This is a genomic window from Rhizobium sp. AQ_MP, from assembly GCF_014237835.1.
Classification (GTDB): domain Bacteria; phylum Pseudomonadota; class Alphaproteobacteria; order Rhizobiales; family Rhizobiaceae; genus Allorhizobium.
On sequence record NZ_JACJVI010000001.1, the window covers coordinates 453,993 to 466,948 of the forward strand.

Annotated in this window: 14 protein-coding genes; 8 read left to right on the forward strand and 6 right to left on the reverse strand. The window is 61.0% G+C overall.

What is annotated here, in order from left to right; genetic code table 11:
- Nucleotides 1–28 precede the first annotated feature (28 nt).
- Nucleotides 29–1,288 (forward strand): HlyD family type I secretion periplasmic adaptor subunit, encoded by a 1,260-nt coding sequence (locus H6M51_RS02315; protein WP_185808433.1) that lies wholly within the window; start codon nucleotides 29–31, stop codon nucleotides 1,286–1,288.
- Nucleotides 1,289–1,291: 3 nt separating this feature from the next.
- The gene (locus H6M51_RS02320) at nucleotides 1,292–1,948 is read left to right on the forward strand and encodes an aryl-sulfate sulfotransferase (protein ID WP_246780356.1); all 657 of its coding nucleotides are present in this window, start codon (nucleotides 1,292–1,294) and stop codon (nucleotides 1,946–1,948) included.
- Between the two features lie 30 nt (nucleotides 1,949–1,978).
- On the opposite strand, the gene H6M51_RS02325 is transcribed toward H6M51_RS02320, so the two are convergent.
- The gene (locus H6M51_RS02325) at nucleotides 1,979–2,941 is read right to left on the reverse strand and encodes a transglutaminase-like cysteine peptidase (protein WP_185808259.1); all 963 of its coding nucleotides are present in this window, start codon (nucleotides 2,939–2,941) and stop codon (nucleotides 1,979–1,981) included.
- Nucleotides 2,942–3,426: 485 nt separating this feature from the next.
- Here H6M51_RS02325 and H6M51_RS02330 point away from each other — a divergent pair, with 485 nt between their 5' ends.
- From H6M51_RS02330 to H6M51_RS02340, 3 genes are all read left to right on the forward strand, one after another.
- Nucleotides 3,427–4,449 (forward strand): hypothetical protein, encoded by a 1,023-nt coding sequence (locus H6M51_RS02330; protein WP_246780357.1) that lies wholly within the window; start codon nucleotides 3,427–3,429, stop codon nucleotides 4,447–4,449.
- Nucleotides 4,450–4,591: 142 nt separating this feature from the next.
- Nucleotides 4,592–5,122, forward strand: coding sequence for a cytochrome b (locus H6M51_RS02335; RefSeq protein ID WP_185808261.1), 531 nt, complete (start codon nucleotides 4,592–4,594; stop codon nucleotides 5,120–5,122).
- Between the two features lie 18 nt (nucleotides 5,123–5,140).
- Nucleotides 5,141–5,950 carry a RibD family protein gene (locus H6M51_RS02340; RefSeq protein WP_185808262.1) on the forward strand — a complete coding sequence of 270 codons (810 nt, stop codon included), beginning with the start codon at nucleotides 5,141–5,143 and terminating at the stop codon, nucleotides 5,948–5,950.
- On the opposite strand, the gene H6M51_RS02345 is transcribed toward H6M51_RS02340, so the two are convergent.
- Genes H6M51_RS02345 through H6M51_RS02360 form a run of 4 tightly spaced genes read right to left on the reverse strand, consistent with a single transcriptional unit; the run spans nucleotide 5,903 to nucleotide 9,150 of the window.
- Entirely contained in the window at nucleotides 5,903–6,700 is a 798-nt protein-coding gene (locus H6M51_RS02345) for a methyltransferase domain-containing protein (protein WP_185808263.1), read from the reverse strand. The genes H6M51_RS02340 and H6M51_RS02345 overlap by 48 nt on opposite strands.
- Entirely contained in the window at nucleotides 6,697–7,740 is a 1,044-nt protein-coding gene (locus tag H6M51_RS02350; protein WP_185808264.1) for a glycosyltransferase family 4 protein, read from the reverse strand. Before H6M51_RS02350 ends, H6M51_RS02345 begins: the two co-directional genes overlap by 4 nt.
- Nucleotides 7,737–8,135, reverse strand: a complete 399-nt coding sequence (locus H6M51_RS02355) for a 6-carboxytetrahydropterin synthase (protein WP_185808265.1) — start codon at nucleotides 8,133–8,135, stop codon at nucleotides 7,737–7,739. The genes H6M51_RS02350 and H6M51_RS02355 overlap by 4 nt, the downstream gene beginning before the upstream one ends.
- A 13-nt stretch (nucleotides 8,136–8,148) precedes the next feature.
- A complete protein-coding gene (locus tag H6M51_RS02360) occupies nucleotides 8,149–9,150 on the reverse strand; it encodes a zinc-binding alcohol dehydrogenase (RefSeq protein ID WP_185808266.1) in 1,002 nt (333 codons plus the stop codon).
- A 159-nt stretch (nucleotides 9,151–9,309) separates the two neighbouring features.
- Here H6M51_RS02360 and ribA point away from each other — a divergent pair, with 159 nt between their 5' ends.
- The 3 genes from ribA to H6M51_RS02375 are packed head-to-tail and all read left to right on the forward strand — an operon-like array spanning nucleotide 9,310 to nucleotide 12,013.
- Entirely contained in the window at nucleotides 9,310–10,416 is a 1,107-nt protein-coding gene (gene ribA, locus H6M51_RS02365) for a GTP cyclohydrolase II RibA (RefSeq protein WP_185808267.1), read from the forward strand.
- Nucleotides 10,417–10,445: 29 nt separating this feature from the next.
- Entirely contained in the window at nucleotides 10,446–11,258 is an 813-nt protein-coding gene (locus H6M51_RS02370; protein WP_185808268.1) for a CDP-alcohol phosphatidyltransferase family protein, read from the forward strand.
- Nucleotides 11,255–12,013 (forward strand): FkbM family methyltransferase, encoded by a 759-nt coding sequence (locus H6M51_RS02375; protein WP_185808269.1) that lies wholly within the window; start codon nucleotides 11,255–11,257, stop codon nucleotides 12,011–12,013. The genes H6M51_RS02370 and H6M51_RS02375 overlap by 4 nt, the downstream gene beginning before the upstream one ends.
- 8 nt (nucleotides 12,014–12,021) lie before the next feature.
- On the opposite strand, the gene H6M51_RS02380 is transcribed toward H6M51_RS02375, so the two are convergent.
- Nucleotides 12,022–12,870, reverse strand: coding sequence for a YbhN family protein (locus tag H6M51_RS02380; protein ID WP_407073536.1), 849 nt, complete (start codon nucleotides 12,868–12,870; stop codon nucleotides 12,022–12,024).
- Between the last annotated feature and the right edge of the window lie 86 nt (nucleotides 12,871–12,956).

Genomic DNA, 12,956 nt, shown 5'->3' on the forward strand with positions numbered 1-12,956 from the left:
CCGCCCCGTAGCCGATACTCCGCCATTCATGGCCCGCATGATCGTAGCCCTGGTGGCGGCCTTGATCGTCATATTCCTCGCCTGGGCCGCTATTGCCGAAATCGACGAGATCGCCAGAGGCGAGGGAAAGGTGATCCCTGTCTCGAAGACGCAGATCGTGCAGTCTTCCGAAGCAGGCGTTGTCGAGACCATCGCCGTGCAAGTCGGACAGGTCGTTCGCCGCGGAGAATTGATTGTCCAGCTGAACAACAAGCTGACCGAGGCGTCGCTCGGCGAGTCCGTCGCCAAGGCGCGCGCGCTGGGCGCGAAGATCGCGCGCCTCGCGCTGGAGGAGGCGGGTCTGTATGATGCCGCGTTTGTCTGCCCGCAGGAAGTGCAGGCAGTCGCCGTCCAGGTGTGCGAGAATGAGGAACGGCTGTTTGCAGCCAACAAGGCCGCCTACCTGAACAAGGCGGGTGTCTTGCGCGAGCGTGTGCGCCAGCGCGAGAACGAACTGAGTGAAGCCCAGGCCAATATCGTTCGTCTTGAACAGAACATTGCTCAGTCGACCCGCCAATACGATCTGATGAGCCCGCTGGCCAAGCGTGGGCTCGTTGCCCAGACGGAACTGATCGGGCTTGAGCGCGAGCTGACCGATCAGAGAGGCCAGATTACGGTCTACCAGGAGAGCCTTGAACGCCTGCGCGGAGCGGTCGAGGAAGCCCGCCTTCAGGTCGAGGAACTTGCCTTGCAACTGCGTCAGCAGGCGCTGACGGAGAAAGCACAAACTCTGGCCGAACTCTCGGTCATCGACGAGACGATCAGAGGCGCCACGGATCGCGTCAGCCGAACGGACATCCGCTCTCCGGTGGACGGCATTGTCAACACGCTCGAAGTCAACACGATCGGTGCCTATGTCGACCCGGGCACGGTTGTCGCCGGCATCGTCCCGACTGCCGACACGCTGTTGGTGGAGGCAAAGATCTCCCCGCGCGACGTGGCTTTCGTCACGCGGGGACAGAAGGCCATCGTCAAGGTATCTGCCTATGACTTCTCGATCTTCGGTGGCCTTGAAGGCGAAGTCACGAATGTTTCCGCCGACAGCATCGTAGACAAAGAAAAGGGCGAGACCTTCTATCTCGTTCAGGTCAAGACCGACAAGTCCGAACTCATCCGGAATGGGAAGTCCTATCCGATTATTCCGGGTATGGTCGCCACTGCTGAGATTATGACGGGGCGCAAGACCATCCTCAGCTATCTCATGAAGCCTATCAACAAGGCGCAATCCGTCGCGCTGACCGAACGGTGACCCATGGCGCTTCCCGATCGCCAGTCGGGTCTCTTGGAGCAGGCGGATCTGAATCCGGCTGCCATGCGCCATGTGGAAGAAAACGATGCCGAGCCGAAGTTTCGGGCGATCCTGGGCAGGGGAGGCACTCGGCGAGGCATCCGGCTCGAAAGCGTCTACTGGGAGGGCCTTGCCTGGCTCATCGGCGGTTCGCGCCAGTCGCTGGGGGATGTCGTTGATCAGGCGGCCGCCCAGGTGGGTGAGAACGGCAACCTCGCATCCATGTTGCGGGTCATAGCGTTTCGCTGGATGTGGCGACGGCTGGCGCTCACCGAGAACGTTTATTCGCTGGAAAATCTGAATGCGCTGATTCAGGCTTGCCCAACCCCAGCGATTGTCCTGACCCGCGACAAGAAGATTCAGTTTTTCAACGAGCCCTTCATGACAATGCTGAAGCAGCGTCTGGTGCTGGGCAATGTCGCACAACTTTCCGCCGGCTTTCGCTTCGTGCTCGACACGCAGGTCGACGAAGCTCTTCAGGGCCTGTCGACCAAGGGAAAGATGATCACCACGGGGTTCACCGCGACCTGCGCAGGCAAACAGCTGACTGGTCAGATGAACCTTGCGATGGCGCCGACCCACCAGAAGCAGATGGTGATCGGCTATGTCGTTCGCGGCTGATATGCCACTTGCGAGAATTTAAGGCTTAGGTCAGAGCTCCCCGCCTTCGCCCGGGGCAATGCTGTCGAAGCTCTTCATTGCCGTGGCCTTGCCCTTTGTCCGGGTGCCATGAAGGAAGCCGCGTCCATTCGAAATGGAAAACAGCGGCTGATAATCGGGAAGCCGGCTGTCGGCGAGGACCTGATTGCGCATGTTGTCGAGGATGTAATGCGTTCCCTGCACCTCGACGGAAAGCACAGCGTGATAGAAATGCCGCTTCTTGTCATAGAGGATGACCAGGGTCATATCCTGAAGCGAGAAGCCCTGCGCCTCAAGGACCGCCATCTTCAACAGAGCATAATCCTCGCAGTCGCCATAACCTGACGCGAGCGTCTGCGAAGGGGAGGACCATTGGTCCAGGCGACCATGGCTATCGATATCCTTTCGATATTTGATCCTGCTGTTCACCTCGTGGTTGACGAGGTTGAGCTTGTCGCGCACCGACGACATGCCGCTACCGGCCGCGGTGCGCTGCACGACGGCGTCGGTGTCAAAGCAGTTGACCTTGCCGCATTTCAGCGCCGTGCCCTTGGCGATTTCTGCGAAGGTCGGTGCGGCCTTCCTGAGCGCACCGAGTTTCTTGAAGGGAATGGCAACCGAGCCGAAGACATCGTCCGTCTGCGTTCTGGCTGCATTCGGTGACAGGCTGTTCTGAGGTCTGCTGACTGCGCCCGTCGACAAGTCTTTGGCACCCGGGACGAAAGCGACGCTTGTCGTCGGTGTCGGCCGCGCGAGGAGGTGAGCAGCCTGCTGCCACTGCTGTTCGAAATTGCCAATGAAACTCTTGCCCAGCGACGCCATGACAGGACTGATCCCAAGGACCAGCGTCTGCGCCACCGTGGAGTAGGATGACAGTGTTTGCGGCAGAAGGGGGCTTGCCGTTGCACCCGATGAGGCCAGCATGGCTCCTGCGAGGGCCGAGATTGCGATAATGTTCTTTTTGTTCTTTTGCATCGCTATTCTCCAGTTGTTGCTTGGAGACTAGCAATTTTGTTTGAATTATTGGTTCCAACACATGATTTCTATACTTTGAAGCCCGGAGTATATATTATAGTTAAATACGTCGAATAATCGTAACCCGTGATTAACTTTGGGTCCTAGGCGTCCTTGCCGGTCGGGACTCTTGCGTGACCGGCCATTTGCCTCTGCATGTAAATGGTTGGGCAGCCGCAGTTACCATGATTGCGATCTGCCCAGATATGGAACACCCTTCCTCTTGCTTCGGGGTGTGCCTGTGCTTACGGTTCGGCGCAGGATCAGCGCGAGACTTAATCGACAACATGGTCGTATCAGAGAAAATCATCCGGAACTCGTGGCGTGCTGGCACCTTCGTGCTGTTGCTTGCTGGGCTGGCGTCCTGCCAGACTGATGACTTCAAGCCGGCGAGCGGTTCCGCAGCCGGATCTGCTGCGCCCGCAGGACCGGTCAGGGATGCGGGCTTGTACAATCAGACGCTCGGTTCTGGGGCGGTTAAGGTTGCCTATGTCGGTGTTCGCCGGGCCGAGCAACCGAGCCGACAGGCTGATACCGAGTTCAGGGACGGTGCGGCGCTTGCGGTCAACACCTTGGGCTCCGATGTGGTGAAGCTGACCATGCTGGAGACCACTGAAAAGCCGGAAGCAATTGAGGCTGCTGCAAAGACCCTGGCACGCGAGCAGGTATCCTTGATCATCACCACGGCGCGCGGCGCGGAGTTTGAAGCGATCCAGCGCGGCCTTGGAGGCTTGCAGGTTCCGATGATCGCGTTTCAGACCAACGAAGCCAGTCTTCCCGAGGGCGTTTATCCGTTTATGTCCAGCCCCGCGGACAGTCTGATTGAAGGCGCTTCCTTTGCCATGGCTGAAGGGGCGAGGCATGCTGTCATTCTTGCATCGTCTGCGGCCGAGAAACTGCAGGCAGAGCGCATTGCTCAGCAGATCAAGGCGTTTGGGGGCAAGGTCGAGCCGATCGTAGAGGTCGCCGGCGGTGCCTTGCCTGCGCGGGCGCTGGCATCCTGGGGCAAGGCCGACATGGTCGTCTTGATGCCCGGCATAAAGACGCCTGGCGAGATCTTGAAGAAGGCCGATGCTGCCAAGCCCCCGCTGCCCGGGCGCCGGATCGTTGCAAGCGCTGTCTTGACACCGCAGGATCTGAACGAGCCCAAGCTGACCGGCAGTATCGTGTGTCGTTACGATCAGAACGTGCAAGCCCGTATCGGGAGCCGTTACATGTCAAGTTACGGTATGCCCGCATCCACCTATGCCGGATATGGCTTCGATGCCATGGCCATGGCAATCGGGCTTGCCGGGCGATATGGCGAATTGGCGTTCGCACCCGAGCGGATAATGTCTCCGGACGGGTTCTCGGGTTCGTTGGGGGTCTTCCGGCTCGAAGGCGATCGCAAGGTTCGGAGAAACTGCGACATCTTCAAGGTCGCCAAGGGCTCCTACGTTTTCTTCCAGAAGGCACCGCCCACGTTGTGATCACCACAGTGTGACCTGATCTGTCAGCCGTCATCTTACGTTTACATTGTCGTCAAACCGACACATCCTGTGTGCCGGTGGGTTTTGTAATGCCGGTAAGGCTGCAGGCAGCACGAACGGTCCGGGATCGGAGCATGATGGAATGAACGGCGCATTATCGACAGCCGAGCGTTATGCCGGCTCGCTTCGCGTTCTGCATTGGCTGATCGCAGCTCTTGTTCTCATGACCTGGCCGCTCGGCCAGATGATCGGTTTCGTCAAGGACGACGTGAAGCTCGACTTCTACCTGATTCACGAGAGCCTGGGTTTCCTGGTTCTCTGGCTGATGTTGGTACGTATCGGCACGCGAATGACAAGCGGCGCGCCCCGTATTGAGGCGCCTCCGCTCGAGAAGGCTGCAGCCAACACCGTTCACGGGCTTCTCTATCTCTTCCTGATCATTATGCCTGTGTCCGGTTTCCTGGCCACCAACGCACATGGTTTTCCGCTGAAATGGTTTGGCCTGTTCACTGTCTGGAGCCCCATTGGCAAGTCGCCGGACATCGCTTTCGCCCTATCGGCCATTCACACCTGGAGTGCATGGATCCTTTTGGCCCTCTTTGCGTTGCATTTCGCGGCGGTCATTTTCCACCATGTGATCCGTCGAGACCGTACGCTCTACCGCATTTTGTAAATCTCAGGACGACATCGCATGCGCAAGATCGACATGACGGATCAGCTCTGGGCACGCTTGCTCGCAATGCGAGGCAGCAAGGCCCCTGTTGCCCTTGATGATGCCGAGCCGGTCATGGCCCTCTATGCTCCGATTGCAGCCGCCGCTCGGCATTTCGTCCTTGCCCAGGTGGGACAATCCCTTGACGGTCGGGTCGCAACCCCCTCAGGTGATGCACGCGATATTTCAGGCCCGGAGGGTATCGCCCATCTTCATCGCTGCCGGGCCCTGGTGGAAGCGGTCATCGTTGGCGTCGGAACCGTCAAATGCGACGATCCGAGGCTCTCCGTGCGTGCCGTCAAGGGACCGAACCCCGTTCGTGTGGTCATCGACTGTCGCGCCGAACTGACGGGCGAGGAACGGCTATTCCGCGACGGCGGCGCGCCGGTTATCCTGGTGCAAGGCCACGATGCCGCCGAAAAACGGTACGCTGCGGACGTCGTCAGGGTGCGACGCAGCAAGACTGGGCTCGATCCGAAAGATATTCTCGACGCCCTGGCATCGCGCGGCCTTCACCGCATACTTGTCGAAGGCGGTGCGCGGACGATTGCGCGCTTCATCGAAGCTGATCTCGTCGACAGGCTTCACGTTTCGATTGCCCCGCTGATCATCGGCTCCGGCCCCACGGGCATCGCGCTGCCGCCGATCGAACGGCTTTCGAGCGCCCATAGGCCGGCAGCCCGCGTCTACACCCTTGGCAGTGACATCGTCTTCGACTGCGATTTGCGCAACAAGGTTACTTCAGAAGCGGGGCAGGGCGAGAATGTCCGTGTGGCCGACCACGCATGAGCTGCCGCTCTCGCTGATCTTATCCAGTCGAAACTGCAACCATGCCTGGATCTCGTTTTCAGTCAGCAATCCAACCTCCACGAGGGGCCGCCGAAGCCCCCGAAGGAATGCCACCTGCAGGGCTTCATCCTCGGGCCCCATGATCCAGGGGCTGCTGGCGATGGCGATATCATAACCGGCTGATCCAAAGCACTGGCGCAGATGTTCGGTTGCATCGGGGCCGAGCGCGGGTCCGAAGCCCTTGTCGTAATGCTGGTGGCGATTGAAATCGTCGGCAACCTGCTGATCGAGCGGATGGACGATCGACCACTCCATCACACCGTCATAATTGAGTGCGGCGTAGAGACCTGTGCTGCTCGCCACAAGGCTCGCGGCGAACATGTCGCAAAACGCCGCCGAGCAGAGATCGAAAAGCGCCGAAGCCGTCACCACGTTGACTTCTGAGAGGTCGAGGCTCTCGATCGCGTTCAGATCGAATTGCCGGAATGTCACATCGGCACGCTTGCCAATCCGCCGCTCGGCCTCCGCCAGAAGCAGCGGGTCATAATCGAGCAGGTGCCAGCACACGCCGGCTGGAAGATGCTTGGACAGACTGCGAAAGGTGGAGCCTGTCCCGCAGCCGATATCGAGGACGACAGGGCGCTCTCTCTTGTCCAGGATGCCAGCCAGCTGCGGTACGAGTGGCATGGCCCGCGCACGCATGTCGACCGGTTCGCGAAGCGCCAGCCAGTCCTTGTCGAAGCCACTCATGCCATACCGTCCAATGCGTTGGAAATGATCTTGGCCGTATCGGGCCAGTCCGGCAGCGCCTCGCCCGCGCGCCGTGCGGCTGCAGCCCGAGCCTGACGTTCGCCGGCGTCGGTCAGAAGCCGGCGCAGGGCATCTGCAAATGCTGTGCTGTCGTCGACCGGGACCAACATGCCTGCGTCCTCCGGCACGACGTCGGGAACGGCTCCGGCGTGGCAAGCAACGATCGGCAGACCGAACGAAAGCGCCTCCGCAAACACCATGCCGTAACCCTCATAGCGGCTCGCGAGTGCAAAGATGTCGGATGAGGCGTAGAAGTCCCTGGGGTCGTCCACTTCGCCCCGCAAGTCAACACGCCCCGTCAGCTCCAGCGCCTCGACCTGACGGGCCAGCGCTGCAGCCGTCGACGGATCGAGTGTCTTGCTGCCGATGATGACGGCCTGCCACTCCAGATCGTCGATGGATTTGAGCGCTGCCAGCAGCACATCATGACCCTTCCGGCGCGATAGAGTGCCGATGGAAAGGATGCGCGGGATCTCGCCGGTGCCGCGCGCCTTGCTCGGCCTTTCGGTGCCGGGCAGAGCCACGGTGATCGCTGAAGGCGAGACCGCATAATTCTCGACCAGCTCACGTGCTGTCATCGGCGATGTCACGAGCACATGCCGTACCCGTTCGAGCGCCAGCCGCTCGCTTTTGCGCAACCGCTCCTGCTCGTCTGCGGAAAGCCCCGTCTCGAGCGCGAGCGGGTGGTGGACGAGGGCCACGATCCGCAGCCGGTCGGCATGGGCACCGACCCAGGCATCGAGCACCCCAAAGGCCAGTCCGTCGACCAGCACGAGCGTCCGATCCGGCAGAGCGGAAAGGACCTCGTTTGCATGCTGCAGTGTCGCCTGCGAGGGAGCCGGAAAGCCATCACCCAAGGACAAGAGCTGGACATGCCACCCGAGCGATCGAAGGCCGTCGATGACCTTGCGGTCGTAACCATAGCCGCCGGTCTTTAGCGAAAGGTCGCCAGGATAGGCGAAAACCAGCGAACGGCTCAAAGATCGGCCTCGTACCAGCCACGGGCGGCATGCGACTCGTGCAGGGTGACCTTGAGGCGGCAGATCCGGTGGCTGCCCGGGCCGAGACGCTTGTCGGAAACTGCCTGTGCCAGCTCGTCGAAGATGTGCTTGGCGATAACCTCTGTCGTGCTGACCTTACCCTTGAAGACGTCGAGCTCATCGAGGTTTTGGTAATTGAGCGGCTTTAGCGTCTCTGAGAGCACGGTGGTTGCAGCTCCGATATCCACGGCCAGCCCATCCTCGTCCACATCTTTGGTGAAGAAGGCGGCATCCACGACGAATGTAGCGCCATGCATCCCCTGGGCCGGTCCGAACACGGGGCGCGGCAGGCTGTGGGCGATCATGATATGGTCTCGAACTTCAACGGCAAACATGAGATCTCTTTCGTCAGTAGCGGATGCGATGGCAGAGCGTGCCCGGTGTGCTCAGGATACGTGCGTAAGCGTCGGGCAGTTCAGAAAATGTCGTCTCGCCGGAGATAAGGCGGTCGAGGCGACCGTCCAGCAGCAACTCGAGCGCTTTTGTCATGCGCCGACGATAGCTCCAGCGCGCCCGGCGTGAGGATGGAATGCCGCCGACCTGGGAGCTGACCAGAGACAGACGCCGGGAGTGAAAGGCACCGCCCAGCGGCACGCTGACCTGGCGGTCGCCGTACCAGCTGGCCTCGACGATCCGCGCTTCGAGCCCGGCATGGTCTATCGCATTTGCCAGTGCTGCCCCCGACGCGGTCGCGTTCACAAGTACGTCGAATTCGCCCTCAAGTGAACCAGCTTCGACAAAGGGGATGTCGAGGTCTGCAGCGAGGCTCTGGCGTATCGGATCCTGATCGATCAGCACCGTCTCGGTACCGACGATCCGCGATGAGAGATAGGCAACCAGAGCTCCAACCACGCCCGCACCAAAGACAGCGACCCGATCGCCCGGTTGAATGCCCGCATCCCAGGTGATGTTCAGCGCCGTCTCCATGTTGGCGGCCAGCACGGCGCGCCTTGGCGGCAAGGCGTCCGGCAAAGGCGTAACCTGATCGGCGGGGAGAACAAATCGACCCTGATGGGGATGTAGGGCAAAAACATTCCGTCCGATCAGATCCCGAGGGCCATCTTCGACCTCGCCGACTGCGGCATAGCCGTATTTGACCGGGAAGGGAAAGGAGCCCTCCATGTGCGGCCCGCGCATGCGGTCGAACTCGCTCTCCGGCACCTGCCCCTTGAAGATAAGTGCCTCGGTGCCACGGCTGATGCCGCTATACAGGTTGCGGATCAGAACCTGATTTTCACCGACTGAGGGAAGCTCTTCCTGCCGGATGCGGCAGATTTCCGGAGCCTCGAACCACAGCGCCGAAGCGGTCTCTGCACCAGATACGGTCTGTTCATCCCTGTCGAGCTTCAAACTGCGCTACCCCTACCCTAAATTTGCGTCCCAATGGAACGTATTGCGGAAGCAGACATTTTGTTCCCAGGACGTCATCAAAATAATTTTATGACACCTTCGCAAACCATAGCCGATACTCCGGCGTAATGGTTGCCACTGATAGGGAGAGTACGCCTCATGTCCAAGTCCAGCCAGTCCGCTTTCCAATTCTCATCCGCCGCAATCGAAGTAGAACGCGCCGTAGCCGAGCTGCGCTATGGTCGCCCCGTCGTGCTCACGGAGGGAGAACGGAAGCTCGCGGTGCTGGCGCTTGACTGTGTGGCCCCCTCGCTCTTTGACCAGTTTGCTTCGGCGACCGACAATCGCCACAATCTTCTTCTCACTTCACCTCGCGCCGGTCGCCTCGGAATCGGCGTCGACCGTGACGTGATCACTCCGCTCGCGGGCGTCTCCTTTGATGAATCGTCGCGTCTCGCTTACGCATTGGGCGCCGAAAAGCCTGCCATCTGGCAGCCTGCTGATGCGCTCGCATCCCAGTCGGCAGAACTTGCACGCCTGGCGCTGCTGCTGCCGGCCATGGTGCTCGCAGATGTGACCTCGATCTCGGACCGCTTCGGCGCCTGCTGCGAGATTGCAGCAAATCGGCTGAAGGGTGCCGATGCCGCGCGCCAGCGCTTCGACAAGGTGGTAAGTACGCGCGTGCCGCTGAAGGATTTGGGCGATGCCGACTTTGTCGTCTTCCGTGGCGGGCTGGCACAGAAGGATCAGGTCGCGATCGTCGTAGGCAGGCCTGATGTGACGAAGACCGTCCCTATCCGCATTCATTCGTCCTGCATCACCGGCGACCTCTGCGGCTCGCTGAAGTGCGATTGCGGCGACCAACTGCGCAACGGTCTAGCGCTCCTGAAGCAGGCCGGTGGCGGCGTGCTTCTCTATCTCGACCAGGAAGGCCGTGGCACCGGTATCGGCGCCAAGATGCGTGCCTATGGCTACCAGCACCTTGGTCTCGACACGATCGATGCCGATGCGGAACTAGGTCTTGCCGAGGACCACCGCCGCTACGAGGCGGCCGTGGCCATGCTGCGGCATCTCGAGATCTCCAAGGTTGCGGTCTACACCAACAACCCGACGAAGATCGCAGGCCTCAAGCTCGGCGGTATCGACGTCGAGGCGCGGGCCGCCGTGACCGGCCGTGTCACGGCCGAGAACGAAAACTACCTGCGCACCAAGACCCTGCGCGCCGGCCATATGCTGGATCTGGAAACGCTGGTCGCTGCAGAGTAAGCTCGAAAGCGGGCAGGGAGGTAGACGCGATGGCGAGCGAGCCTGAACGGCTTGGCGGCGATGATTTCGGTCGGCGTTGGTCGACTATGCCGGCCGACTGGACGTCGCGCCTGCGGCAGCGACCTGGCCTGTTGGCCGACACGCTATCGGGACTGTCAGGCCTCCTCGTCGGCACTTCGGTCCTCGCACTGTTGGTCTCATTTGGTCTGCCGCTCGGTTGGGATTTCGTTGCCTCCGTCATTCTGTCGCTTGCGCTGATGTTCGCGCTCGTCGTCTATGCCCTGCCGGATCACCCGCATCGGAAGTTCGGGCCTGCCAATCTGGTGACGGCCTTCCGCGCCTGTCTTGTCAGCCTGACCGGCGCCACCGTCCTGTGCTTCGACAGCCTTGCGGCCGCAGACATTGCGCTCTGGACCCTTGTCGCGGTGGTGTTGATCGCGCTCGCGCTCGATGGGGTCGATGGTTATCTCGCCCGCAGCTACGGGCATGAATCGCCGCTTGGGGCCCGCTTCGATATGGAAGTGGACGCCCTTCTGATCCTTGTCCTGTCGCTGGCTGCGGCATTTTTGGAGAAAGCGGCTCTCTGGGTTCTGCTGATCGGTTTGATGCGCTACGGCTTCGTAGCGGCTGGCTGGCTGATCCCGCGCCTCAACGGCGAGCTGTTCCCATCGTTTCGGCGCAAGCTGGTTTGCGTCGTGCAGATTGCAGCACTCTGCGTGATCCTCGTGCCCTTCGTCACCCCGCCTTATTCGACGCTGATCGCCGCAGTGGCGCTTCTGGCACTGGTCTACTCTTTCACGGTGGACGTCATCTATCTCCTGCGCCCGCCGGTCTCCCCATGAGTGGTTTTGCAGAGCGTCTCTCCACCTCCTTCGGTCTCGCCCGGTCGCTTGTGGTCTATTATGGCCAGCCCTGGCGCCGCACCGCCCTGCGCCGGTTTTACGCTTCGATCGTCAAGCCGGGGGATCTGGTCTTCGATATCGGCGCCCATGTCGGCAGCCGAAGCCGCACTCTTCTCGACCTTCGCGCCGACGTCGTTGCGGTCGAACCGCAGCCGGCCTTTGCCGATTTCATCGAAAGCCGGTTTCTGGACCGGTTGAAGGGTTTCGAACGGGTCGCCGTCGGACGCTCGGCGGGTGAAATCGACCTGTTGATATCGAGCCGTCACCCGACTGTGACCAGCATTTCGAGCCGCTTCGTCGAGACGGTCAAGCAAAGCAAGGGCTTCTCGCAGGTGGTCTGGGACCGCAAGGTAACCGTCCCCATGGTGACGCTGGACCATCTGATTGCGAAATACGGCATGCCAGCCTTTTGCAAGATCGATGTGGAGGGCGCGGAGGCGGAGATCCTTTACGGCCTCACCAAGCCAATCCCGCTGGTTGCCTTCGAATACATCCCCGCCATGCCCTCGGTCGCGTCCAATGCGATCGACCGGCTGATGGGACTTGGAGGTTACCGCTTCAACCGCGTCGTTGGCGAGCAGCATCGCTTTGTCTGGGACCGTTGGAAATCTGCGGACGAGCTTCTGGTCGAGCTGTCGCAAATGCAGGCGGATGCGCAATCCGGTGATGTCTACGCCCGGATCGAGACCCGATGACGACAGCGTCAGGCGCGACGCGGCCTGCCGCGGATCGCTTCGAGCGTGATGATTGCGAGGCCCGGCAGGGCGCCCGCGAGCGACAGTCCGCCATAGACCAGGCTCGCCGCGAGCCCTTCGGTCTGGGTCGCGCCAAGCAAGGGCCAAAGCGCCATGGCTGCGGCCTCGCGCGTGCCCCAGCCGCCGAAACCAGCCGGTACCAGCATGGCGATCAGACAGAGTGGGATAATGGTCAGCGCAGCGATCCATGGAAGGGGTGCACCCACGGCATGACTTGCCAGGATGAAGGTCGCCACATAGCTGCCGACGGCAAGGACACTCAGTCCGAACTGGATCGCAAGCGCGCCCCGGCGAAGGAAGACCAGGGCGACATCTTCCTTGATCCGTCTGAAACGAGAAGATCTGTGGCCGAAGACAACAAGGACAAGGCCGAGCGTGACGACCAGCATAAGAAAGCAGAGGACCAGCAGCGAGGCCCGGCGCCCGGCTTCCTCGCCACCGAGCACGAACGGCCAAGCAATCAGGCCGGACAGGGCAAGCACGAAAAAGGCGGCTTGTCCCGACAGGCGCTCGAAAACAACGGCTTTGGCCGGTCCTTTCCAGCCTCCATTCCCCGCATTGCGCATCCGGTAGGCTCTGATGGCATCTCCGGCCACACCGCCCGGCAGGGTTTGGTTGAGGAAACTCGCGACATAATATTCACTCACCGCCACGGTGGCGGGTATCGTCTCACCGAGCCGCATGGCGGTAAAGCGCCAGCGAAGCGCCGATGCAACGACTTGCACCTGGACAAGCAGCAGCCCGAAAATCACGTGGCCGATAGAGACCTGCGAGAATGCCGATCTCAACGCGTGCACATCCGTTCTGGATACGAGAAAAACCAGAATAGCGATCAGCGCGAGGGGGACAAGGAAACGCAGGATGGCCAAATGTTGGGGCTTTC

Bases quoted from the DNA above. Each gene is read 5' to 3' on its own strand.
- H6M51_RS02315 (WP_185808433.1), top strand. From the start codon at position 29: ATGGCCCGCATGATCGTAGCCCTGGTGGCGGCCTTGATCGTCATATTC.
- H6M51_RS02320 (WP_246780356.1), top strand. From the start codon at position 1,292: ATGGCGCTTCCCGATCGCCAGTCGGGTCTCTTGGAGCAGGCGGATCTG.
- H6M51_RS02325 (WP_185808259.1), bottom strand. From the start codon at position 2,941: ATGCAAAAGAACAAAAAGAACATTATCGCAATCTCGGCCCTCGCAGGA.
- H6M51_RS02335 (WP_185808261.1), top strand. From the start codon at position 4,592: ATGAACGGCGCATTATCGACAGCCGAGCGTTATGCCGGCTCGCTTCGC.
- H6M51_RS02340 (WP_185808262.1), top strand. From the start codon at position 5,141: ATGCGCAAGATCGACATGACGGATCAGCTCTGGGCACGCTTGCTCGCA.
- H6M51_RS02345 (WP_185808263.1), bottom strand. From the start codon at position 6,700: ATGAGTGGCTTCGACAAGGACTGGCTGGCGCTTCGCGAACCGGTCGAC.
- H6M51_RS02355 (WP_185808265.1), bottom strand. From the start codon at position 8,135: ATGTTTGCCGTTGAAGTTCGAGACCATATCATGATCGCCCACAGCCTG.
- ribA (WP_185808267.1), top strand. From the start codon at position 9,310: ATGTCCAAGTCCAGCCAGTCCGCTTTCCAATTCTCATCCGCCGCAATC.
- H6M51_RS02370 (WP_185808268.1), top strand. From the start codon at position 10,446: ATGGCGAGCGAGCCTGAACGGCTTGGCGGCGATGATTTCGGTCGGCGT.
- H6M51_RS02375 (WP_185808269.1), top strand. From the start codon at position 11,255: ATGAGTGGTTTTGCAGAGCGTCTCTCCACCTCCTTCGGTCTCGCCCGG.